This is a genomic window from Haloferax sp. S2CR25 (assembly GCF_031624535.1).
GTDB classification, from domain to species: Archaea; Halobacteriota; Halobacteria; order Halobacteriales; family Haloferacaceae; genus Haloferax; species Haloferax massiliensis.
In genome coordinates, this window is the sequence record NZ_JAMQOO010000001.1 from 1 (window position 1) to 22,428 (window position 22,428).

A 22,428-nucleotide genomic window follows, 5' to 3' on the forward strand; every position below is an offset into this window, starting at 1 on the left:
TCGTATCGTGGCGACCCCCGGGAAGGTGTGTCATCCCGGTGAGCGCCTGACGACCTTGGGGCCGGGGCGTTCGGTGGAAGCCGTCGGGGGGAGTGCCCCCGTGCGCTTCTTCGCATTAGTCCGAATGCCGGGGATACATTTAACCCCGTTGATTTAGTGGCTCTGTGAGAAAAATAGACACGAGGCGTGCCATAACTTCACGCGCGGTCAGTTGTGACATCAATTCGGTTGAGCGAGAAATCAATGTATTAGTTTCGCGCGCGTACGAAGCGTGGATAGAATCGACCCGTTGAAGTCGGTTTATAACGGGTCGCTTTATAAGGCCGGAGGTACGATTCACGTGCGAGCAATGAGTGGGCCGGCAGACTCCATCGAGATTCAGAACGTAGTCGCATCGACCGGGATCGGTCAGGAGCTCGACCTCGAAGCCCTCGCCGACGACCTCCCCGGTGCAGATTTCAACCCGGACAACTTCCCGGGCCTCGTCTATCGCACCCAGGACCCGAAAGCCGCTGCGCTCATCTTCCGTTCGGGGAAGATCGTGTGCACGGGTGCAAAGAGTATCGACGACGTGCACGACGCACTCGGCATTATCTTCGACAAGCTCCGCGAGCTTCAGATTCCCGTCGACGACGAGCCAGAGATAACCGTCCAGAACATCGTCTCAAGCGCTGACCTCGGACACAACCTGAACCTGAACGCGCTGGCTATCGGTCTCGGACTCGAAGACGTCGAGTACGAACCCGAGCAGTTCCCCGGTCTCGTCTACCGGATGGACGAGCCGAAGGTCGTCATCCTGCTTTTCGGTTCCGGAAAAATCGTCATCACCGGCGGAAAGCGGACGGACGACGCGGAAACCGCCGTCGAAGAGATCGTCGAGCGCATCGACGCGCTCGGCCTTCTCGGATAGGCACTTCCGAACCATCGATTTTTCGCCGCACCACGGGTACGAACACCCATAAATGTAAAATACCGGATAGTCTAACGGAAGGACATGAGCGCGCGGGAGGACGTGGCGTTTCTCGTCGGGTCGCAAAGCAGGGAGGCGATTCTCCGAGCCTTGGCGGTCGAGCCACACCGACCGACAGAGCTCGCGGAACGCTGTGACTGCGCCCGAGAGACGGCACAGCGGACACTCGCGGGGTTCTGTGACCGGGGATGGGTGAAGAAGGCCGATGGGCTGTATCACCTCACGCCGGGCGGAACGATGGTCCACGAGCAGTACGAGCGGTTCACTGAGGCGGTCGAATGCGCCGACCGAATGAGCGAGTTCCTGGCGGATGCCGCGGAAATCTGTGAGAACGCTCCACCCGGCGTCCTCGGTCAGATGAACATCACGACCGCCGCGGACAACGACCCGCACGCGCCGCTTAACAGATATCTCACTATCGTCGGAAACGAACCGGTCGACCGCTTCCGCGGTGTCGCGCCCATCGTGAGTCGCGTCTTCAACGAATCGGCCGAAGCGGTGCTGGGGGAGAACACCCGGATGGAACTCATCGTCGACCGCGGGGTCCTCGAACGGTCGATAGACGCCTATCCGGACTCCTTCGAGCGCGCGCGGGAACTCGACCAGTTCGAACTTCGAATCGCCGAGGAGAGCCTCGACTTCGGACTGCTCGTGGTCGACGGCCACGGCGTCGTCTCCGCCTACGACGAGCACAACAACCTGACGGCCCTCGTGGACGGCGACACGCCTGAAGTCGTCTCGTGGGTCGAAAGCCTGTACGAATCGGTCCGCTCGAAGTCGGTCCCGATCGACCGACTCGAACCGTGAGTCTCCACCGACAACCGAGAGTGTGATCGGACCGGTCACACGTGAATATTCCGGTCACGTGATGCTGCAATAAAATATAAGAGGCCGCTCTACGGAGATACGCCTGCAGCGGTGCAGCGTCCCCGCGAGTCGGTTCGGCCCTCACACGCCCCGCGAGATTCCGGTTTCAATCAGGTGTCCGTGTTCTCGATGAGGACGTCTCTCACCACGTCCGGATCTTCGAGCAGTTGGTGCTTGGTGTAGCTTCCTTCCGCACTTCCGCCGCTGTGTTTCGACTGCTCGATGATGTCGAGAAACGCGTGTTCTTTCAGTAGGTCTCGGACTCGCCGGAGCGACAGGCTGTCGGAGCCCTGCTGTCGACAGATGTTCTCGTAGACCTCGTAGACGCGACTCGTTCGGAAGCCGTCCTGCTTTTCGTTCGAAAGCGAGAGGATAGCGAGCGCCTGTAACACGTAACGAGAGTGCGGTGTCGACCCGCGAATCAGCTCTCGGAAGCGGTCGGTCTCGGCGCGCTGACGCGCCTGCGTGACGAAGTTCTCCTTGACCGTACTCGCTCCCATCGACTGTGCGATTTCGCCCGCGTACCGCAAGATGTCGATGGCTTTCCGCGCGTCCCCGTGTTCGCGGGCGGCGAGCGCCGCGGCACGCGGAATCGTCGAGGGGTCCAACACGCCGTCGCGGAACGCGTCGCTGCGGGCGTCCATGATGTCGCGGAGTTGGTTCGCGTCGTACGGCGGAAAGACGAACTCGCGCTCGCAGAGGCTGGATTTCACCCGCTCGTCCATCCGGTCTTTGTACTGGATCTTGTTGCTGATACCGATGACGCCGAGCTTACAGCCGGCAATCTTCCCCGCCTCACCGGCCCGCGAGAGCTGCATGAGGATGTCGTCGTCGCTCAGTTTGTCGATCTCGTCGAGGATGATGAGGACGACGTCGTACAGCGAGTCGAGGATGCGCCACAGCCGCTTGTAGTACGTCGACGTCGAAAGCCCCTTGTCTGGAACTTTGATCCCGGTGATCGCGGTGTCGTTGACGCTGTCGGCGATGGTCTGGACGGCCTGCGTCTCGGTCGTGTCCTGCGCGCAATCCACGTAGGCGAACGTCGCTTTCACGCCCTCTTCTTCGGCCGTCTCGACGAGGCGCTGAGAGACGTACTTCGCACAGAGCGACTTACCCGTCCCCGTCTTCCCGTAGATGAGGACGTTGCTCGGACTCTGTCCGAAGATGGCGGGGTTCACCGCGGTCGCGAGATCCGAGATCTCGTCGTCGCGACCGACGATGCGACCCTCACCCGGGAGGTGGTTGATCTCCAACAACTCCTTGTTGGCGAAGATGGGGTCCTCCCGGGTGAAGAGGTCGTCGCTGGCGTTAGGCATGTTCGCAACACACCACGTTTCCGGTGAAAGGACTTACCATTCGACGCAGCACACACACACCACGTTTCCGGTGAACGACCACAAACCCCGGGTGCCGGTCCACACGAAACGGGGGTTTCGGTTCACCGGAAACACGGTGTGGGGGTTCCTCTCAGTTCACGCGAAAACAGGGGGCTGCGCTTTGCGTCCCGGCGAGGACCGAAGATAGAACGCTCGAAACGGGCGAACAGTGGGGTAATCGTGTGTCGAAGCGACTCGCAGTCACCGCAACAGAACCGACGAGAGCCGACGAGTTCGAACCGGTTTCCGAACTCGCGAACCTCTCGAAAATGCCTGACTGAGACACTCTATTCCAGTCGAGCAGTACTCGATGTTTGAGTTCATTCTTACTTTCACGAGTGTATCAATGGACGGTAACACAAATAAACTATTTAACTGTTGTTATACGTGGTGTCCAACCCTGCCAACGTGAACCGGGTTGCCGTCCGACGCTCACTAACCGGTCCCACACGCTAACTCACCGGAAACGTGGTGTCCCGCACGGATTCTGTAACCCAAGGCGGAAGCGCCGATACGGCGTCTGAAACGATTGGTTTCACCGGAAACGTGGTGTGGCCGTTATAAGTGGTCCGATTCGGCCATAGCTGGGAGGCACGAGACAACCGCAGGTCGTCCCTCGCTTTCCGCCGCGTCTCTCGCTGCCGGTCGCTCGGTCCAGTTCATCGGAAACGTGGTGTGCGCGTGACTCCGCTCTCGGAACTCACCGACGCGCCGCGTCACTGCTCCCCGGTGTTACTGCCGGCGTTCCCTCGCGCCGCATTTCACCGGAAACGTGGTGTCTGTCAGCGCTGCTACGTTCTCCGTTGAGTCGACTCGCGGCGGCGGCTTGTGGAACGGTGCTCTCTATTTGTCCCTTCCCATCGGTCCGCGTTTCCATTCCCGATCCTTCGCGCTAGTTCACCGGAAACGTGGTGTCTCTGCCCGTCTCACACGGACTCGCGATTCACCGGAAGCGAGGTGTGGGTCGCTCGCGGCACGACTCGGTGAGGTATCGCCGGTGACCGACCGCCGACGCCGACGTTTACTGCAGTCCCGGAGCCGAGATTCGACTCCGCTCGTTCACCGGAAACGTGGTGTGCATGCGACTCACGCGCACTCGGCTGTTCACACCCAAGCGTCCGCGGCGAGCGTCCACGGACGAAACCGCCACTCGTCCCAGCGTTTTCTCGCCCCAACGTCCTCCCGTCCCAACATCCTCTCGTGACGGACTGTTTCGTTCCCGTGGCGTCAATGCAATTACCAAGGGGGACGAATTGGTGACATATGCGTGCGCTCAGTCGCGTGTGGGTGCGCCTCGGCGAGGCCGTGTTAGATCGCGGCGGCGACGAGGAGTGGTCCCTCGAACGCTCCCGTACGACGGAGACGCGGTGGTCGCGTTCGGGAGAGCGAGTCGACTGCTTTCGGTTCGACGACGGCTACGTGACCACTGTCCACTACGAAGACCGGGAGGTCACGTGGCAGTTGACGCCCGGACAGGTCCCGCTCGCGAGCGCCCTCGCGATGGCGAAGCTCTACCTCGAACACGAACTGACGCCACAGACCGACCCGGAGGGGCGACCGTTCGTGGGTCTCACCGAGCGAGGCCCGGTTCAGGTCTTCGAGGAGATACCCCCGGAACCGGTCGAGTACGTCTATCTCGACGGCGTCCGGACCCTCGAAGAGTTCCCCGAGTTCCTCACCGTCGACGACGACTTCCGGGCCGTCTTCGACCGGATGGCTCCGGCGCGGTCGAGCACGTCTCGATAACGTCGGGTCGACGCAGAACCGCTTCGAGAAATCGAGTCGCGTCCTCTCGGTTCCTCGCTCGCTCCCGTCGAAGCCCACCTGCTCTCACCCGCGACGAGCGGGTTTCCCCGCCCATCTCACGGCTCCCGGTGTCGCAAGCCGTTTCCCCGTCGCGGCCGTACTCGCGTTCGATGACTGCCGAGGACGAGGACCCCGGTCCTCCCGACGGAGACGGCGACGGGGACGGCACGTCCCGAGACGTACTCGACCGATTGGCCGGTGCGGCCGACGTATCCGAAGCGCTCGACGTACCCGAGACGTCTCCGGCCGATGCGGACCACCCGAGCGACGCGGCGGACGGCGTCTCGCTCGCGTCGTTCTACGGGGCGCTCGAATCCGAGGGTCGTCCCGTCGCGACCGCCCAGCAGGTCGCGCGCCGTCTCGGGGTCTCGCAGGCGGACGCAATGGACGGACTCGACGCCCTCGCCGACGCGGGGCGGGTCCAGCGGGTGAACGTCGAGACCGACCCGGTCGTCTGGTACCCGACCGAGTGGGGCGAACTCGCCTCGCGCGAGCGGGTCGTCCTCTTTCCGAAGCGCCGCGAGGTCGTCGTCGACAACCCGACCCAGTACACGCGGGCGAGACTCTCGCAGTTCGCGCACCTCGTCGACACCACCGGTGACCGCGAGGGTCGCGGCCGAGGCTACCTCTACCGAATCCGGCAGGAAGACGTGTGGCAGGCCCCCTTCGACGAGGTCGAGTCACTGCTCTCGATGCTCCGGTCGGTCCTCCCCGAGCGGTCGCCGCACCTCGAAGCGTGGGTCGAAGACCAGTGGAAGCGCGCCCACCAGTTCCGCCTCTACTCGCACGAGGAGGGGTACACCGTCCTCGCAGCCGCCACCGAGAGCCTCATGGGCAACGTCGCGCTCCAGAAACTCGACGACGACCACGTCTACGCGCCCATCTCGGACACCGAGGCGTGGGTCAGAGACGAGGAAATCGCGGCGATAAAGCGCATCCTCTACGACGCGGGCTACCCCGTCGAGGACGACCGCGACCTCGAAGAGGGCGAGGAACTCGACGTCGCGCTCGGCGTCGACCTCCGCGACTACCAGCGAGACTGGGTCGACCGCTTCGTCGACCAGCGCGCCGGCGTCCTCGTCGGCCCGCCCGGCGCGGGGAAGACCATCGCCGGTATCGGCGCGCTCGCCGCGGTCGGCGGCGAGACGCTAATTCTCGTTCCGAGCCGCGAACTCGCCCGCCAGTGGCGCGAGGAACTGCGCTCGACGACCGACCTCGACGCCGACCAAATCGGCGAGTACCACGGCGGCGCAAAGGAGATTCGCCCGGTCACCATCGCCACCTACCAGACCGCGGGGATGGACCGCCATCGCTCGCTTTTCGACTCGCGTCGCTGGGGGCTCATCATCTACGACGAGGCCCACCACATCCCGAGTCGCGTCTTCCAACGGAGCGCCGACCTCCAGTCCAAACACCGCCTCGGGCTGTCGGCGACGCCCATCCGCGAGGACGACAAGGAAGCCGAGATTTTCACGCTCATCGGCCCGCCCATCGGCACCGACTGGGACAAACTGTTCGACGCCGGCCACGTTCAGGAGCCGGAAGTCGAGATTCGCTACGTGGGCTGGGGAAGCGACATGGCCAGAAACGAGTGGGCCTCAAGCGACGGCCGCGAGCGGCACATGCTCGCCGCGATGAACCCCGGGAAGATATTCGAGATCCGTCGGCTCCGCGCCCGCCACGCCGACTCGAAGACGCTCGTCTTCGTTGACTACCTCGACCAGGGTGAGGCGATTTCCGAGGCGCTTGAGGTCCCCTTCGTCAGCGGCGAGACCCGCCACCACCGCCGCGAGGCGTACTTCGAGGCGTTCCGCGACGGCGACCTCGACACGCTCGTCATCTCCCGCATCGGCGACGAGGGCATCGACCTCCCGAACGCCGGCCTCGCAATTGTCGCCTCCGGCCTCGGCGGCTCCCGCCGGCAGGGCTCTCAGCGGGCCGGCCGAACCATGCGACCGACGGGGAGCGCGCTCGTCTACGTGCTCGCCACCCGCGGGACCAGCGAGGAGGACTTCGCCCAGCGTCAGATGCAACACCTCGCCGGAAAGGGTATCCGCGTCCGTGAGGTCAGTGCTGACGACCTCGACACTGAGTCGGATGACGGGGTCCCCGACTCAAGCGACGGCGATACTGACCCCGAAGGCGACGAGTCGGCGTCTGCGGACGGCTCCGACTCGGCGACGCCCGACGAGTAACCGAGCCGTCGTCGGGCGCTTCGCCGCCCGGAATGAGAATTCTTAAGTCTACCCGTAGATTGAGATTCTCTTGACCGCTCTTAGCTCAGCCTGGCAGAGCAGCCGACTGTAGATCGGCTTGTCCCCCGTTCAAATCGGGGAGAGCGGATTTCGCTTGCAAAATCCGGTCGAGCCGGTTCGAGTAGCGAGCAACGCGAACGTTGCGAGTGAGTTCAAATCGGGGAGAGCGGATCGCCTTCTTTCGTACTGGTCGGTTCGCTCCCTTAGTCTCGCCCCACAGCGCCCTCTACTCCCGGCCGCCCCACACCGCTTTCTCGACCAGTTCGACGGTCATCGGTCCGTCGACGCGAAGCTGACAGGAGAGCCGCGGATAGCCGAATCTCGCCGCGAGGTCGTCGTGCCAGTGGTCGGCCGTCGGTTCGCCCGAGCGAACCCGGACGCCGCACGTCGCACAGAGACCGCGGCCGCCGCAGTTCACTCGCTTCGTGAGCCGCGCGTACGGCGAGAGTCCGGCGTCGAGAAGCGCGTCGCGGAGGACGGTCCCGCGTTCGACGTCGAGGTCGGTGACGCGGTCGCCGTCGGCGTCTTCATCTCTGGCGTCACAGGCGCGGACCGTGACGGTCGAGCCGGCCGGGTCGCGCTCGGGTCGAGACTCGCGGTCGCTCATCGGTCGGTCGTTCGGGCCGACTCGGCATGGATGTGCCCCTCCGGTCGGTTCCTCGCCCGGCGACTCACTGACGGCTCTTCGGTGAGAACCCGGTCACCTATGTAGAGTCCATACCCGAAGATATCAGTATTATAACGGCTTATGACGGGCGAATCCGTAGGTGAGCGTGATGGTGACCCCCGCGTCCGCTCCGGTGTTGGTGAACGTCCGCGTCGAGATGAACGACCACGAGACGATGACGGTGGAGCTGCACGAGACGAACGAAACGCGCCACCTCGTGGCCTACGAGTCCGAGCGCATCCGCGACACGCTCGCGTCTCTCCCCGAGGGCGCTCGCGTCCCCGTCGAGATGGTGCGCGCCGGCTCGCGCTCGAACGTCTGGAAAGCCGTCGCGCTGCACGGCCGACAGACTTCCCCCGCTGACCAGTCCGCGCGGACGGCCAACTGAGTCGTCCGCGGCCCCCTCTCTGACTGCGCCCTGTTCACCGGAGACGAACCGTCGGTGCTATACTCCTCGCGCGTGTCCCGCACCGCAATGAGCTTCGTCGCCGAGGTGGAAGTCCGGTTCCGCGACCACGACTCGTTCGGACACGTGAACAACGCCGTCTACGCGACCTACTGCGAACAGGCCCGCGTCCGCTTCTTCGAGGAGGTGTTGGGGACGCCGCTTTCCGACCCGCACATCGTCGTCGCGCACCTCGAACTCGACTACCGCGCGCCCATCGAGGGCGTCGGCACCGTCGAGGTGGAAATCGAGGCCGGCGAGCCCGGCGGGAAGAGCTTCCCCATCTACTACACGCTCTCCTACGAGGGCGAGACCGTCGCCACCGGCGAGACGGTCCAAGTCGCCATGGACGACGAGGGCCGCCCGACCCGCGTCCCCGACCAGTGGCGCGAGGCAATCGCCGACCAACCGTAACGCGCGGCTGCGCCACTTCCCTTCTCGCCTCTCGACACGGGCCGCGACCGCTGGGACCCTCGATTCGACCGACGGAGCCGAGACAGGAGAATTAAATACTCTCATGATAATCCTCGGATATGCCTCGGGGAACACTAGAACACGCACGGTCGGCGGACACCGACGACGAGACCCCGCTGTCCCGAGCGGGCGAGCGCGTCCTCCACATCGGGCGCGACCGGCCGATTCGCATCAGCGCCGGCCATCGCCTCCTCCACCACGACGGCAAGTGTAGCCGCCCGCACGGGCACAACTACGAGATTTCGGTCCGCGTCGTCGGCGACCTGACCGACGAGGGCTGGGTCGTCGACAAGGGCGTCGTCACCGACGTCATCGACGAGTGGGACCACCGATTTCTCGTCGAGTCGGGTGACCCGCTCGTCGAGGCGTTCGAGCGCTCTGGCGACGCCGACGGGACAGTTGTCCTCGACGCGCCGCCGACGGCCGAGGTGATGGCCGTCGTCCTCGAAGAGAAACTGCTCGCGGCGCTGCCCGACACCGTCTCCGAGGTATCGGTCTCGGTCAGCGAAACGTCGGAACTCTGCGCCGGCTTCTGATGCCCGTCTCCGACACCGTCGCCCGCGACGACACCGACGCCGAGGGCGACCGCCTCCCGATAAACGAGCTGTTCGCGTCGCTCCAGGGCGAGGGCAAACTCGCCGGCGTTCCGAGCACGTTCGTCCGCACCAGCGGCTGTAACCTCCGCTGTTGGTTCTGCGACTCGTTTCACACCTCGTGGGAGCCGACCCACGCGTGGATGGGCCTCGACGAAATCGTCGCCGAGGTCGAGTCGCTGTCCCCCGAACACGTGGTCGTCACCGGCGGCGAACCCCTCGTCCACGACGAGACCGACGCGCTCCTGTCGGCGCTCGCCGACGACTACCACCTGACCGTCGAGACGAACGGGACGCTCGAAACCGACGCCCCGGTCGACCTCGCGAGCGTCAGCCCCAAACTCGCGTCGTCGACGCCGACGCCCGAGAACGCCCCGGCCGACGTGGACCCCGGCGTCTGGACCGAGCGCCACGAGAACGCCCGCGTCGACCTCGACGCGCTCGCCTCGCTGGTCGAACGCGCGGCGGAGTTCCAACTGAAGTTCGTCGTCACCGGCCGCGGCGACCTCGACGAAATCGAGTCGCTCGTCGCCGACGTGCGCGGCGTCGCCGACCGCGAAGTCCGCGACAGCGACGTGTTGCTCATGCCCGAGGGACAGACCCGCGAGCAACTCGCCCGGACTCGGACCGAGGTCGCCGACCTCGCCGCGGCGTTCGGCTACCGCTACACGCCGCGACTCCACGTCGACCTCTGGAACGACGCGCCCGAGACGTGAGGCACGCCGACCACCCCCGAACCGACTCCGAACGACCTCCGAACGACCTCCGAACTATTCCACGACAACGATGACCTCCGATACCGACACCGACACCGACACCACGTCCGACGAGAAGCGCGCCGTCGTCCTCCTCTCCGGCGGCATGGACAGCGCGACGACCGCCTACGAGGCCAAAGAACGCGGCTACGAACTCTACGCGCTCCACACGTCCTACGGCCAGAAGACCGAGTCGAAAGAGTACGACTGCGCCCGCGCGCTCGCCGACGAACTCGACGCCCGCGACTTCCTCCACATCGAGACGAGCCACCTGAAGCAAATCGGCGCGTCGTCGCTCACCGACGACTCGATGGCCGTCGCCGACGCCGACATGGACGCCGACGAGATTCCGACCTCGTACGTCCCCTTCCGCAACGCCAACCTCCTGTCGATGGCCGTCTCGTACGCCGAGGCGAACGACTGCGACGCCGTCTTCGTCGGCGCGCACTCCGAGGACTACTCGGGCTATCCCGACTGCCGCCCCGAGTTCTTCGACGCCTTCGAGGCCATGGTCGACGTCGGCACGAAGCCCGACACGACCATCTCGCTGGAAGTCCCGTTCGTCCACGACTCCAAGACCGACATCGCCCGCCGCGGCCTCGAACTCGACGTCCCCTTCGAGCACACGTGGTCCTGCTACCGCGCCGAGGAACCGGCCTGCGGCACCTGCGACTCCTGTGCGTTCCGCCTGCAGGCGTTCCAGAACCTCGGCGAGCGCGACCCGATTCCGTACGCCGAGCGACCCGACTACGTGGACGCTGACGCGGACGCGTCGTAGCGCCCCTCTGCCCGCCGCCGACGCGGATTGCGGATTGCGGATTGTCCCCGCCTGTCTCCTCGCGTCCCTTTTTCACCGACCTGCGCGAACTCCGCGCCATGAGCGACGAGAAACGCCGGACTGCCGCCCAGTTCGGAAGCGCCGCCGAGTCGTACTTCGACAGCGAGGTCCACCGTCTCGGCGAGGACCGCGAGACGCTCGCGTCGTGGTGCCGCGGCGCGACCCGCGCGCTCGACGTGGCGACCGGGGCCGGCCACACCGCGGGCGCGATAGCCGATGTCGGGGTCGAGTCGGTCGTCGCGGCCGACGCCGCCCCGGAGATGGTCGCCACCGCGGTCCGCGAGTACCCCGTCGCGGGCGTCGTCGCCGACGCGGAGCGCCTTCCCTTCGCGGACGCGTCCTTCGACGCGGCCGCCTGCCGCATCGCCGCGCACCACTTCCCCGACCCCGAGTCGTTCGTCGCCGAAGTCGCGCGCGTCCTCGACTCCGGCGGTGTCTTCGCCTTCGAGGACAACGTCGCGCCCGAGGACGCATCCCTCGCGGCGTTCCTCAACGGCGTCGAGGTGCTCCGCGACCCGACCCACGTCGAACTCCGCCCGATTTCGCGGTGGCGCGAGTGGTTCGAGGCCGCGGGCCTGTCGGTCGAGGCGGTCGAGACCGCCGCGATACGCCTCGAATTCGACCCGTGGACCGAGCGGACGAACGTCTCGCCCGCGGACCGAGACGAACTCGAACGTCGCTTCCGCGAGGCGTCCGACGAGGCGAAAGAACTGTTCGACGTGGAGTTCGACGGCGACTCCGTCGTCTCGTTCGCCAATCCGAAGGCGCTGATTCGAGCGCGGAAGGAGTAGGTCCGCCGCGTCGGCCCCGCGGCTGACAGGCTGACGCCGACCGGCGTGGACCCACAAACGGTAAGCGGGCCCCCCGCGACGTGGGGGTGTGTCAACGCCCGACTCCGAGGCCCCAATCTCGCCGCTCGCGGGCCTCGGCATCGCCGTCCTCGCGGTCAGCACGAGCGCCATCCTCGTCCGCTGGAGCGCCGCGCCGAGCCTGATAAAGGCCTTTTACCGGGTCCTGTTCACCGTGGCTCTGCTCGCGCCCGTCGCGCTCGTCCGCCACCGCGACGCGCTGGCGACCATCTCGGGGCGCGACCTGCTGGCGGCCGGGGGCGCGGGCGTCGCGCTCGCGGCCCACTTCGCGTCGTGGTTCGAGAGCCTCAACCACACGACGGTCGCCGCGAGCGTCACGCTCGTGCAGTCCCAACCGCTTTTCGTCGCCGTCGGCGCGTGGGCCGTCCTCGACGAGCGCGTGAGCCGCCGCACCGCAATCGGCATCGGCGTCGCGCTCGCTGGCATGGCGCTCATGTCCGTCTCCGACTTCCTCACCGCCAGCGGCGCGCCGCGGCCACTTCTCGGAAACGGGCTCGCGGTCATCGGAGCCGTGACGGCGGCCGCCTACGTCCTCACGGGCCGGAGCGTCCGAAGCAGGGTCTCGCTTGTCCCCTACGTGGTCGTCGTCTACACGGTCTGTGCCGCCGCGCTCCTCGTCGTCGCGGTCGGCCGGGGCGACCCGCTGACGGGCTATCCGCCCCGCGAGTGGCTCCTGTTTCTCGGGATGGCCGTCGGGCCGGGCGTCTTCGGTCACACCGTCATCAACTGGGCGCTCGCCCACCTCGAATCGAGCGTCGTCTCCGTCTCGCTCCTCGGCGAACCCGTCGGCAGTACGATACTCGCGCTCTTTCTCCTCGGTGAGATTCCCACGCTCCCGACGGTTCTCGGCGGGGCTGTCGTCCTCGGCGGCATCTACGTCAGCGCGTCTTGAACGGTGTTTCGGGGCGTTTACCTCCGATTTCGAACTTCGGACCAGAATCGGAAATTTAGTTATCGGTGGTGATAACCGCGTCACAACGCTCATTACGGTGAGCGGTCGCTACACGGTATGGACGACGGGTCGGGGGCAGACGTACGTGTCCTCCACGTCGACGACGAACCCAGTCTGACCGACCTCGTATCGATTTACCTCGAACGCGAGGCCGGCGACGTCGACCTCTCGGTCTCGACGTCGAACTCGGGGGCCGACGCCCTCGAACGACTCCGACAGGAACGACTCGACTGCGTCGTTTCGGACTACGACATGCCGGATATCGACGGACTGGAGTTCCTCCGCGCGGTCCGCTCCGAACACCCCGACCTCCCTTTCATCCTCTTTACCGGCAAGGGCTCCGAGGAGGTCGCCCGCGACGCCTTCCGCGTCGGCGCGACCGACTACATGCAGAAAGACACCGGCACCGACCAGTACACGGTCCTCGCCAACCGCGTCGTCAACGCCGTCTCGCAGTACCGCGCGAAGGCGGCCTCCGAGCGCTACGGCACCGCCATCGAGGTGCTCGACAGCGGCGTCTACTCGCTCGATTCCGCGGGGCGCTTTACCTCCGCCGACGGCGTCTTCTGCGACCTCACCGGCTACGACCGAGAGGCCGTCATCGGTCGGGAGTTCGCCGACCTCGCCGCCGAGTCCGACGACGAGATTCGCGCCGCCTTCGAGCGGGTCGTCGCCCCTGACGCCCCCGACACGGAGCGCTTCGAAACGGTGCTGTCGCCCGGCCCGGCGTACCCGCACGACGACGGCCTCCTCTGTGAGGGCCACCTCGCGCTCCGCCCCACCGAGGACGACGAACCCGCGGTCATCGGGACGCTCCAGGACGTGACCGAGCGCCGCCGGCGACGGAACCGACTGCGCTACGAGACGCGCCTGAAAGACGCCGTCTTGGACACCTCCACGTCGCTGATGAGCGCCGAGACCGACGAAATCGGCACGAAAATCGAGTGGACGCTCCAGTCGGTCGGCGAGGTGGCCGACCTCGACCGCTGTTCGGTCTACCTCTACGACGACGAGACGAACGTCGCCGCCCGGATGCACGACTGGCGCGGCGGCGACCGGCGCGCCCACCCCGAGCGCGTCGCCCTCGAAGACGCCCGCTGGCTGCTCGAACGACTCCACCGCTTCGAGAACGTCCGCCTCCACCGCGTCTCGGACCTCCCGCCCGAGGCGTCGGACACGAAGCGCGTGCTCACCGACGCCGAGACCGGCGGGTTCGTCGCCGTGCCGATGGTGTCGAAGTGGGCGCTCGTCGGCTTCGTCGTCTTCGACGTGGTCGAGTCGAGTCGCTCGTGGACCGACACCGAGGTCGACCTCCTGCGGTCGGTCGGGAACAACGTCACCCACACGCTGGCCCGCCAGCGACGCGAGTGCGAACTCCAGCGGCAGAACGACCGCCTCGAAGAGTTCGCGTCGGTCGTCTCCCACGACCTCCGGAACCCGCTCAACGTCGCCAAGGGGTTCGTCGAACTCGCCCGCGAGGAAGACGACGTGACCTATCTCGACCGCGCACTCGACGGCGTCACTCGGATGGACACGCTTCTCAACGACGTGCTCACACTCGCCAGACAGGGACGAACGGTCGGCGAGACGCGCTCTATCGCCATCGAGAACGTCGCCGAGCGGGCGTGGAAGGCGGTCGACACCGGCGACGACGCGGTGCTCGTCGTCGAGGACGGCCTCGGGTCCACACAGGCAGACCAAGGGCGACTCCAACAGGCGTTCGAGAACCTGTTTCGGAACGCGGTGGAACACGGCGGGCCCTGTCGCGACCCAGGGGACGCGTCGGCAGACGCGTCGAGAAAAGCGGCGGACGCGGCCGACGAACTCGTCGTCCGCGTCGGCCCCACCGAGACCGGCTTCTACGTCGCCGACGACGGCCCCGGAATCCCGGACGACGAGCGCGACACCGTCTTCGAGCACGGCCACACGACCTCCGAGTCCGGCACGGGCTTCGGCCTCTCTATCGTCGAGAGCATCGTCGAGGCCCACGGCTGGGACATCGAGGTGACCGCCCCGGAACCCGACCTCGGCGGCGCGCGCTTCGAGTTCGACATCGGCGGCGTCCGCTCCGAGGTCGAACCGCGCTTTTCGCTCAGCGACGACTGAGCGTCGATTCCGACTCGACTTCCGCTCCTACTCTTCTAGCAGTCGCTTCGTCTCGGCGTGACGCCCGCGGAACATCCCCTCGAAGCCGACGCCGCCGAAGACGCCCGCGAGGTCGCCGAGCGGGCCGAACGGGAGTCGGTACTCGACGCGGTCTTCGAGTATCGTCTCGTCGCCGTCGGCGACGAACCGGTGGGTGTGGACCCACCGCGGGAAGGGGCCGCCGACCATGTCGTCGCGGAACCACGCCGTCGTCTCTCCGGCCTCGCGGTCGAGGATGCGCGAGGTCCACCGCTGGCGCGGGCCGACCCCGAACGGTCGCATCGACATCTCGATTTCCGTCCCGGAAACGAGTTCGTCGGGGTCGTCCTCGCCGTCGGGGCCGCGGACCGACTCGATTTCGAGGTGCATCCACGCCGGGGTGAGCGCCTCCAGTCCGGACGCGTCCGAGTGGAACTCCCAGACGCGTTCGAGCGGGGCGGCGATGCGGGTTCGACGCTGGTAGACCGGCATACCCGACCCTTCGGCCGGAGACGGAAAAGCGGTGCTGGCGGAGCGGGTCGAAAACGGAAGCGAACCGCCGACCGCGGGGGTCGGGGTCGGCGGCCGGTCGGTCGCGCCGCCTCAGAGCGTGAAGCGCGAGACGGTCGTGCCGGCCTTCGTCAGGTCCTCGTGGGTCGCCGCGGCGACCGTCACTTGGTTTTCGCCGTACTCGATGGCGACTTCGACTTCGAACGATTCGCCGTCGGGTTCGACGAGTCGGGTCTCGCCGGGCGTCTTGACCGCGACGACGGCGGCGTCGGTCTGCCCCGAGACGACGAGCTTGTCGCCCTTGAAGCGCGTGCTCACGCGGAGCGACGGTCCGTCCGGGCGGTCGGACTCGACGTACCGCTCGCGGAGGAACGCGGGCGTCTCGACGGGTTCGCCCGCGTCGACGCCGTGGGCGAGGCGGACGTACTGGGCCATCGACCACGCCAGCGGCGTCGCACTGCCGGTGCCCTCGCCGAACTCCCAGTTGTAGTCGGTCGCGTGCTCGCGGTCCCAGACCTGCTCTGCGAGCATGCGGCCGGAGTTGGCGAAGGCGGCCATCGTCCGCAGCAGGTTGTCCGGCGCGAGGTCGCCCTCCTCGGTTCCCGCGAGCAGTTCGTACTCGCCGCGCTCGCCGGTGAAGATGGGCCAGAGCCGACCTTTCCCCTTGGCGTCGACGGACCACGGCGCGCCCTCCTCGTCGCGCTCGCGCTCGCCGTAGCCGTCGCCGTTGTACCGGTAGAACGCCGGCCCGTGGGGCGTGTCGACGCGGATTGTCTCGTCGACCTCCTTCACTGAGTTCCGGATTATCTCGTCGTCGGCGGGCTTGATACCGAGGCGAGTCAGTTCGAGGAAGCCCGCGTCGATTATCTCGCGCTCGTCGAGCGTCGGCCCGTTGTTCGCCAGCGTCCGCAGGTGCCCGGCGTCGGGTTCGCCGTCGCGGGTGATGCGGACGTAGTACGGCGTGTGCGTGTTGCGGTCGGTGCCGGTCCGCGTCGCGGTCCAGTCGTCGACGCGCTCGGTCCAGTCGTCGGCCAGCGCCAGCCAGACGAGCGCGTCCTCGGCGTGGCCCTCGTCGAGCGCGATGGCCGCCGCGCAGCCGAGACCGGCGATTTCGGCCGCGATGGACGACGGCGAGTAGCCGGCTTCCTCCTCCCAGCGCTCCTGTGCGGTCGGCGGCCCGTTCCGCGCGACGTAGTCCGCGGAGTGCTTGACGTTCTCGTAGCCGTAGCCCACGTCGTCGAAGGTGACGCCGCGCTCGTGGAGCATGTACGCCATCACCTGCGGGAACGAGATGTTGTCCATCTGCTCGCCGCCCCAGCGGGTCCGCCCGTTGAGGTAGGTGTTCTGCGGGATGAAGCCGCGGTCGTCCTGCTGGTAGGTGTAGATGTACTCCAGCGCGTCGATGGCCGTCTCGACGTCGCCGACGGCCTCGAAGACGGTGAACACCTGATAGAGGTCGCGCGACCAGACGAAGTTGTAGCCGTACCCCTTCGGCTCCTCGGCGGCGACGGCCTCGCCCCACGGGACCGACGGCGAGGCGAGCCCCGCGCCGAGGTAGGTCTTGTCCTCGACCGCCCGCAGGCTCATGAGCGCGGTCTTGTACTGCGCGGCGAGGTCGTCGGCGGCGGCGACGGAGCCGGGGAGTTCCTTGTCGGCGAGGAAGTCGGCCCACGAGTCGACGTAGGCCGACCGGGCCGTCTCGTAGCCGCGGGTGAGCGCGCCGGCCGCCTCGCCGAGCGCGGCGGCGGTGTCGGCGTGTTCGGCGAAGCCGAGCGCCAGCGTCTCGCCGAGCTCGTCGCCCGTGCCGATGCGCCCGACGAGCACGACGTTCTCGTCGTCGACGCGCTCTTGGGCGCTCGGGAGCGCGCCCTTCGAGAAGAAGTCCGCGAGGTACCGCGAGCCGGCGACGCCGACGGTCGCCCACTCGAAGCGGCCGGCGGCGGTGAGCGCGATGGCGACGCTGTACTCCCTGCCGTCCCGGTCGATGAGGAGCGGTTCGTGGCCGTCGCCGGCGTCGAACGCGCCGGCGTCGCGGGCGACGAGGTGGTAGCTCCCGAGCTGGCCGAGGCGGATGCCGCGGTCTTTCGTCCCCGTGTTCGCCAGCGCCGTGTCGGCGATGGTGTACAGCTCGTAGTCGTCGCCGTCGATGGACACGAACTGCACGTCCGCGAGCATCGCGTCGTGTTCGGGGTCGAGGACGTACTCGACGGTGAGCTCCCACTCGTGGCCGCGGCCGTCGCCCGTCTCGGTGACGACGTGCCGGAAGACGAGCGCGTCGTCGTCGACGATTTCGGCCCGGCGCTCGACCGTGTCGGCGTGGTCGTCGCGGCGGGTCTCGTTGTGGGTCCGCGCGGTGTACTCGTCGTCCGGGTCGGCGTCGACGACGAGGAAGTCGAGCGTCCGGAGGTTCATCAGGTCGACCCGCGGGAAGCGGACCTCGGTCAGCGCGCCCTCGGTCAGGGTGAACCAGACGCGCGAGGGGTCGTCGGCGTAGTGGTCCGCGACGGTGCCGATGCCGTACTTCTCGCCGGTCGTCCACCGCGGCCGGTTCTCCGGGCCGGTCGGCGCGGGCTTCGGCGCGGGGAGCGCGTCGATGTCGGCGAGGATGGCGGTCGTCTCCATGCGGATGGCGTGGGGCCACCCCAGCGGCGTCGCGCTGTCGAAGCCCCCGTCGTCGAACACCTGCTCTGCGAGGTAGCCCGCGTCGGTCGTGAAGGGGCCGTCGGGCTGGAGCAGTTCGTAGAGGTTCGTCGCGCGCTCGACGAAGCGGCGGCCGTCCTTCCCGAGGCGGTCACAGAGGACGCCGAACTTCGCGGCGGCGTTCGCGCCCCACGCGGTCGAGACGGACCAGACCTTCTCGCCGTCCTGCCCGTCGGCGCGCCAGTAGTCCTCTTCGAACCGGACCAATCCGGCTACGTCGCCGCGGGGGTTCCGATAGAGCCCCTTCAGCGTCGCGGCCATGTGCTTGACGAGCCGGTCGGCGGTCTTCGAGTCGACCTCTCCGACGTCGGCGTAGGCGTCGACGGCGTCGACGAGGGCGAACGTGGACGAGTCGAGGCGGTCGTCGAGGCCGCCGTTCCCGTCGATTCGGAGGGCGTACACCTCTCGCTCGTCGGACCAGAGCTCGTCGAGCCCCTCGCACACCGCGGTCGCCTGCTCGGCGGCGTGCTCCCGGAGGTCGTCGTTCACGGGCGCGGTGGCGACCGTGGCGTACGCTTGGAGGAACGTCGCGGTCGTGTGCGTGAACCGGCCGCTCATGTTCTCCCACGCGTTCTGACAGGGCTTCGGGAGCCCGTCGGATTCGAGACTGCTATCGAGTCCGGAGACGCCCGCCGCGACGGTCGAGCGGATGCGCCCGACGAGTTCGTCGTCGAGTTCGTCGCGGCGCTCGGCGAGGAGCGACGCGAGCGCGGCGACGACGCTCGCCGTCTGGTCGGCCTGATACTCCTCGTCGCCGGTGCCCTCGACGCGGCCGTGCGCCCAGCCCGGAGCGACGGTCCCGTCGACCGCCCAGACGCGGTGGGGCCACGTGCCGTCTTCGAGTTGCGTCTCGCAGTAGAACGCCGCGCTCGTCGCGAGGCGGTCGCCGAGGCCGAGGCCGAAGGCGTCGTCTGCGTGCGCGAGCGCCTGCGTGACCTCGGCGTCGTCGCGGAACCACGTGTAGCCGTAGCCGCCGGAGTGGGCGTAGAACGGGTCGAACTCGGGGCCGGCGATGCGCGCGCCGCTGGGGGCGGTCAGAAGCGACAGCGCCCGGAGGTCGGCGCGGACGATTCGCTCGCGCGGCGTCCCGTCGGGGACGGACACCTCGGCCTGCTCGCGGGCGGCCCCACGGAGCGCGTCCGCGGTCGCGTGCTGGACCGAACAGTGTCGGAGGTCGGCGAGGGCGTCGGTCCGCGCCATCTCGTTGTGGTCGGAAAGCTGGGTGACGAGCGTCGTTCGCGCGGCGCGGCCCTCCTGTTCGAGCGGGGCGCTGACGACCACGTCGCCCGAGAGGTGGGTGTCCTCGTAGCGGTCGAGGACGGCCTCCCGCGGGAAGTCGAAGCTGTCGTCGGAGAGAATCTCGTCGAACCGCTCGGGAATCTGCCCCCGAACGTCGGTGAGGCCGGTCGACGCGGTGACGTAGTCGTGTTCGTTTCGGTGGAACACCTCGACCGCTTGGGTGTCGTTCGGGCCGCCGGCCTCGTGGATGAGCCGGCCGACCCGCGTCTCTCGGCCCTCGGGGGCGAAGGTGAGAAACGCCGTCAGGTGGGCGTCGGTGGGAATCGCACCGCGGAGTTCGACGTGCGTCACGTGGGCGCGGCCGAGCGTCAGGTCGTACTGGTGGACGGTGTACTCCCCGGCGTCGTACTCGGTCTCGACGAGGCTCGTCTCCCGGTAGTAGTGCTGTCGCACGGACTCCAGTTCGTCGAACCAGTGCGTCTCGCCGTCCGTCTCGATGCCGAACCGAGAGCGGTCGATGCCGTAGAGGCCCGAAAGAGAAGCGGAGTAGTCCCGGAGGGAGCCGTCGAGGCCGACGTAGACGAGTCGGTCCCCGTGACCCGAAAACGCGCCGTCCGAGGTCTGGCACTCCTCTGGGAAGCGTCCGCCCCGGTCGCGCTTGTATTCGTTTAACGCGGTCCGAAGTCGCATAGAGGTAGACGAGGGTCCCGAACCATAAGTATTGGCCGCCCGTTTGCCATCATTTATGCCTGTAGACCGACGAATTCGGGAGACGCCGGCGCGACTCGGTAGAACCCGTCTCTCACCGGAACGCCGGTCACGTCAGGGGTAAACTCAAAGTCACCCGGCACGTTGATTGTGAGTATGCAACACCCAGGACCGCCGCAGTTCATGGCTGTCGGCGAGTCGGTACAACTCGCGCCTCGCGACCCGGACCCCGACGCAGACTACTCGTGGCGGGTTCGGAGCGCGCCGGTCGCCAGTAGCCTCGAACTCGACGAAGACACCGCAGTCGTGCAGTTCACGCCCGACGCGGCCGGGCGGTACGTGGTCGAACTCGACGCGCCAGACGTGACGTACACGCTCACCGTCCGCGTCTTCCCCGGTTCCTACCTGCCCGCCGGCTCGGTCAGGAGCGGCGCGAGCGGGATGAGCGGGATGAGCGGCTACAGCGGACAGAGCGGCTCCGCGCGCCCGACGGGGTCCAGCGGCGGCGCGTCCGGCTCCGGAAGCGGCGCCGGCGACGCCCAGCGGGGACGGGGCGGTCGGCCGCGCATCAGGCTCGACGCGACCGTCGAGGACGGCGTCGTCGTCGTCCGCGCCGACCCGCACCCGAACCCCGAAAGCGACACCGACCGCGACGACCTCGTGGTCGAGTTCGTCGTCGACGACCGCGACGAGGTGGACGACGCGGCCGTCGAGACCGACGGCTGGGAGCTCCGCGTCCCGCTTTCGGCGATTGGCGACCGGCTCCGCGTCCACGCCGTCGCCCTCGACGAGACGTACAGCGTCCCCGACACCGTGACCGTCGAACGCGAGGCCATCGCCGACGGCGGGGTCGCCGAGGCGGAGACGGAGGCGGTACGGGCCGACGTGACGGGCCACACTGACGGCTCCGGCGCGCAGGAGGCGTCCGTCTCCGTCTCCCGGCCGAACGACCCGCCGCAGTGGGCCCAAGAGGTGACGCTCTACGAGATTTACGTCCGCGGCTACGCCTCGGACGTCGAGGACGCCGACAACACCTTCGAGGCGCTCGAAACGCGGCTCGACTACCTCGAATCGCTCGGCGTCGACTGCCTGTGGCTCACGCCCGTTCTGGAGAACGACCACGCGCCCCACGGCTACAACATCGTGGATTTCTACGACGTCGCCGAGGACCTCGGCACCCGCGAGGACTACGAGCGGTTCGTCGAGGCCGCCCACGACCGCGGCATGAAGGTGCTTTTCGACCTCGTGCTCAACCACTCCGCGCGCGCCCACCCCTTCTTCGAGGACGCCTACAAGAACCCCGACTCCGAGTACTACGACTGGTACGAGTGGCAGGAGAACGGCGAGCCGGGCACCTACTTCGACTGGGAGTACATCGCCAACTTCGACCACCGGAACCTCGAAGTCCGGCGCTACCTGCTCGACGCGGTGGACATGTGGGCCGAGGTGGTCGACGGCTTTCGCTGTGACATGGCGTGGGCCGTCCCCGACACGTTCTGGCAGGAGATTCGGGACCGCGTGAAGGCGAAAGACCCCGAGTTCCTGCTTCTGGACGAGACCATCCCCTACATCGCCGACTTCCACGAGGGCATGTTCGACATGCACTTCGACACGACGCTGTACTTCACCCTTCGGCAGGTCGGCCGCGGCGACGAACCCGCAGAGCGCGTCCTCGACGCCATCGAACAGCGGACGCAGGTCGGCTTCCCGGACCACGCGTCGTTCATGCTCTACCTCGAAAACCACGACGAGACGCGCTACATCGTCGAGTGCGGCGAGGACGAGGCGCTGGCCGCCGCGGGCGCGCTGTTTACGCTCCCCGGCGTGCCGATGGTCTACGGCGGGCAGGAAATCGGCCAGCGCGGCCGCCGCGACGCCCTCGCGTGGGACCACGCCCGCGACGACGTCCGCGAGCACTACGAGCGACTCATCGAGGTCCGCGACGAGACGCCCGCGCTCCGGCACGACGGGACGTTCCGCCGCATCGACTACGAGGCCGACTCCGACCGCGCGGTCGCGTTCGTCCGCGACCACGACGACGGCTCGTACCTCTGTGCGCTCAACTTCGCGCCCGGCGCGACCACGGTCGACGTCGGCGACCTCGACGTCGACGCGACCGACGTGGTCTCCGGTGACTCGGTCGCCGCCGAGGGCGGCGTCCGCGTCGACGACGTGGTCGTCTGCCCGCTCGCGTAACGTCCGCATACGTCCCGTTTCAACTTCGCGTAGTCCCCCGATTTCGACTCCACCTCCGATTTCGATTCCGTCCGACCCGACCGA

17 protein-coding genes and 1 tRNA gene are annotated in these 22,428 nt (G+C 67.4%); 14 read left to right on the forward strand and 4 right to left on the reverse strand.

The annotated features are described in order from the left end of the window. Nucleotides 1-349 precede the first annotated feature (349 nt). The gene (locus NDI65_RS00005; RefSeq protein WP_004970502.1) at nucleotides 350-910 is read left to right on the forward strand and encodes a TATA-box-binding protein; all 561 of its coding nucleotides are present in this window, start codon (nucleotides 350-352) and stop codon (nucleotides 908-910) included. A 297-nt stretch (nucleotides 911-1,207) separates the two neighbouring features. Beyond that, the gene (locus NDI65_RS00010) at nucleotides 1,208-1,777 is read left to right on the forward strand and encodes a hypothetical protein (RefSeq protein WP_310893448.1); all 570 of its coding nucleotides are present in this window, start codon (nucleotides 1,208-1,210) and stop codon (nucleotides 1,775-1,777) included. Nucleotides 1,778-1,947: 170 nt separating this feature from the next. Here NDI65_RS00010 and NDI65_RS00015 read toward each other — a convergent pair whose 3' ends face one another. Beyond that, the gene (locus tag NDI65_RS00015; protein ID WP_089777614.1) at nucleotides 1,948-3,153 is read right to left on the reverse strand and encodes an orc1/cdc6 family replication initiation protein; all 1,206 of its coding nucleotides are present in this window, start codon (nucleotides 3,151-3,153) and stop codon (nucleotides 1,948-1,950) included. Nucleotides 3,154-4,476: 1,323 nt separating this feature from the next. Here NDI65_RS00015 and NDI65_RS00020 point away from each other — a divergent pair. From NDI65_RS00020 to NDI65_RS00030, 3 genes are all read left to right on the forward strand, one after another. Beyond that, complete coding sequence (locus tag NDI65_RS00020) at nucleotides 4,477-4,959, forward strand: hypothetical protein (protein ID WP_042664402.1); 483 nt, start codon at nucleotides 4,477-4,479, stop codon at nucleotides 4,957-4,959. Nucleotides 4,960-5,129: 170 nt separating this feature from the next. Next, a complete protein-coding gene (locus NDI65_RS00025) occupies nucleotides 5,130-7,214 on the forward strand; it encodes a DEAD/DEAH box helicase (protein ID WP_089777615.1) in 2,085 nt (694 codons plus the stop codon). 74 nt (nucleotides 7,215-7,288) lie between these two features. Further along, nucleotides 7,289-7,362, forward strand: a tRNA-Tyr gene (locus NDI65_RS00030). 138 nt (nucleotides 7,363-7,500) lie between these two features. Here NDI65_RS00030 and NDI65_RS00035 read toward each other — a convergent pair. Next, nucleotides 7,501-7,881, reverse strand: a complete 381-nt coding sequence (locus NDI65_RS00035; protein ID WP_089777616.1) for a 2Fe-2S iron-sulfur cluster-binding protein — start codon at nucleotides 7,879-7,881, stop codon at nucleotides 7,501-7,503. A 169-nt stretch (nucleotides 7,882-8,050) separates the two neighbouring features. Between NDI65_RS00035 and NDI65_RS00040 the strand changes: the two genes are divergently transcribed. The 8 genes from NDI65_RS00040 (at nucleotide 8,051) to NDI65_RS00075 (ending at nucleotide 14,973) form a co-directional block, all read left to right on the forward strand. After that, on the forward strand, nucleotides 8,051-8,329 hold the full coding sequence (locus tag NDI65_RS00040) for a hypothetical protein (protein ID WP_089777617.1): 279 nt from the start codon (nucleotides 8,051-8,053) through the stop codon (nucleotides 8,327-8,329). An 87-nt stretch (nucleotides 8,330-8,416) separates the two neighbouring features. Further along, on the forward strand, nucleotides 8,417-8,800 hold the full coding sequence (locus NDI65_RS00045; RefSeq protein ID WP_089777618.1) for a thioesterase family protein: 384 nt from the start codon (nucleotides 8,417-8,419) through the stop codon (nucleotides 8,798-8,800). A gap of 119 nt (nucleotides 8,801-8,919) precedes the next feature. Then, nucleotides 8,920-9,396, forward strand: a complete 477-nt coding sequence (locus NDI65_RS00050) for a 6-pyruvoyl tetrahydropterin synthase family protein (protein ID WP_089777619.1) — start codon at nucleotides 8,920-8,922, stop codon at nucleotides 9,394-9,396. Next, nucleotides 9,396-10,169 (forward strand): 7-carboxy-7-deazaguanine synthase QueE, encoded by a 774-nt coding sequence (locus tag NDI65_RS00055; protein WP_089777620.1) that lies wholly within the window; start codon nucleotides 9,396-9,398, stop codon nucleotides 10,167-10,169. Before NDI65_RS00050 ends, NDI65_RS00055 begins: the two co-directional genes overlap by 1 nt. A 70-nt stretch (nucleotides 10,170-10,239) precedes the next feature. Next, entirely contained in the window at nucleotides 10,240-10,986 is a 747-nt protein-coding gene (queC, locus tag NDI65_RS00060; protein ID WP_089777621.1) for a 7-cyano-7-deazaguanine synthase QueC, read from the forward strand. A gap of 98 nt (nucleotides 10,987-11,084) precedes the next feature. Next, nucleotides 11,085-11,837: a methyltransferase domain-containing protein gene (locus NDI65_RS00065; RefSeq protein ID WP_310893043.1), complete on the forward strand. Its 753-nt coding sequence runs from the start codon at nucleotides 11,085-11,087 to the stop codon at nucleotides 11,835-11,837. Between the two features lie 88 nt (nucleotides 11,838-11,925). Continuing rightward, entirely contained in the window at nucleotides 11,926-12,807 is an 882-nt protein-coding gene (locus NDI65_RS00070) for a DMT family transporter (RefSeq protein WP_089777622.1), read from the forward strand. A 117-nt stretch (nucleotides 12,808-12,924) separates the two neighbouring features. Then, the gene (locus NDI65_RS00075) at nucleotides 12,925-14,973 is read left to right on the forward strand and encodes a response regulator (RefSeq protein WP_089777623.1); all 2,049 of its coding nucleotides are present in this window, start codon (nucleotides 12,925-12,927) and stop codon (nucleotides 14,971-14,973) included. Between the two features lie 27 nt (nucleotides 14,974-15,000). Here NDI65_RS00075 and NDI65_RS00080 read toward each other — a convergent pair whose 3' ends face one another. Together NDI65_RS00080 and NDI65_RS00085 are read right to left on the reverse strand one after the other, a co-directional pair. Then, nucleotides 15,001-15,483, reverse strand: coding sequence for an SRPBCC family protein (locus NDI65_RS00080; protein WP_089777624.1), 483 nt, complete (start codon nucleotides 15,481-15,483; stop codon nucleotides 15,001-15,003). 111 nt (nucleotides 15,484-15,594) lie between these two features. Continuing rightward, nucleotides 15,595-20,130, reverse strand: coding sequence for a glycoside hydrolase family 15 protein (locus NDI65_RS00085; RefSeq protein ID WP_310893046.1), 4,536 nt, complete (start codon nucleotides 20,128-20,130; stop codon nucleotides 15,595-15,597). A 174-nt stretch (nucleotides 20,131-20,304) separates the two neighbouring features. Between NDI65_RS00085 and malA the strand changes: the two genes are divergently transcribed. Then, nucleotides 20,305-22,344: an alpha-amylase MalA gene (gene malA, locus NDI65_RS00090; protein WP_310893047.1), complete on the forward strand. Its 2,040-nt coding sequence runs from the start codon at nucleotides 20,305-20,307 to the stop codon at nucleotides 22,342-22,344. The last annotated feature ends 84 nt before the right edge of the window (nucleotides 22,345-22,428 follow it).

Bases quoted from the DNA above. Each gene is read 5' to 3' on its own strand.
- NDI65_RS00005 (WP_004970502.1), top strand. From the start codon at position 350: ATGAGTGGGCCGGCAGACTCCATCGAGATTCAGAACGTAGTCGCATCG.
- NDI65_RS00010 (WP_310893448.1), top strand. From the start codon at position 1,208: ATGGTCCACGAGCAGTACGAGCGGTTCACTGAGGCGGTCGAATGCGCC.
- NDI65_RS00015 (WP_089777614.1), bottom strand. From the start codon at position 3,153: ATGCCTAACGCCAGCGACGACCTCTTCACCCGGGAGGACCCCATCTTC.
- NDI65_RS00020 (WP_042664402.1), top strand. From the start codon at position 4,477: ATGCGTGCGCTCAGTCGCGTGTGGGTGCGCCTCGGCGAGGCCGTGTTA.
- NDI65_RS00025 (WP_089777615.1), top strand. From the start codon at position 5,130: ATGACTGCCGAGGACGAGGACCCCGGTCCTCCCGACGGAGACGGCGAC.
- NDI65_RS00035 (WP_089777616.1), bottom strand. From the start codon at position 7,881: ATGAGCGACCGCGAGTCTCGACCCGAGCGCGACCCGGCCGGCTCGACC.
- NDI65_RS00040 (WP_089777617.1), top strand. From the start codon at position 8,051: ATGGTGACCCCCGCGTCCGCTCCGGTGTTGGTGAACGTCCGCGTCGAG.
- NDI65_RS00045 (WP_089777618.1), top strand. From the start codon at position 8,417: ATGAGCTTCGTCGCCGAGGTGGAAGTCCGGTTCCGCGACCACGACTCG.
- NDI65_RS00050 (WP_089777619.1), top strand. From the start codon at position 8,920: ATGCCTCGGGGAACACTAGAACACGCACGGTCGGCGGACACCGACGAC.
- NDI65_RS00055 (WP_089777620.1), top strand. From the start codon at position 9,396: ATGCCCGTCTCCGACACCGTCGCCCGCGACGACACCGACGCCGAGGGC.
- queC (WP_089777621.1), top strand. From the start codon at position 10,240: ATGACCTCCGATACCGACACCGACACCGACACCACGTCCGACGAGAAG.
- NDI65_RS00065 (WP_310893043.1), top strand. From the start codon at position 11,085: ATGAGCGACGAGAAACGCCGGACTGCCGCCCAGTTCGGAAGCGCCGCC.
- NDI65_RS00075 (WP_089777623.1), top strand. From the start codon at position 12,925: ATGGACGACGGGTCGGGGGCAGACGTACGTGTCCTCCACGTCGACGAC.
- NDI65_RS00080 (WP_089777624.1), bottom strand. From the start codon at position 15,483: ATGCCGGTCTACCAGCGTCGAACCCGCATCGCCGCCCCGCTCGAACGC.
- NDI65_RS00085 (WP_310893046.1), bottom strand. From the start codon at position 20,130: ATGCGACTTCGGACCGCGTTAAACGAATACAAGCGCGACCGGGGCGGA.
- malA (WP_310893047.1), top strand. From the start codon at position 20,305: ATGCAACACCCAGGACCGCCGCAGTTCATGGCTGTCGGCGAGTCGGTA.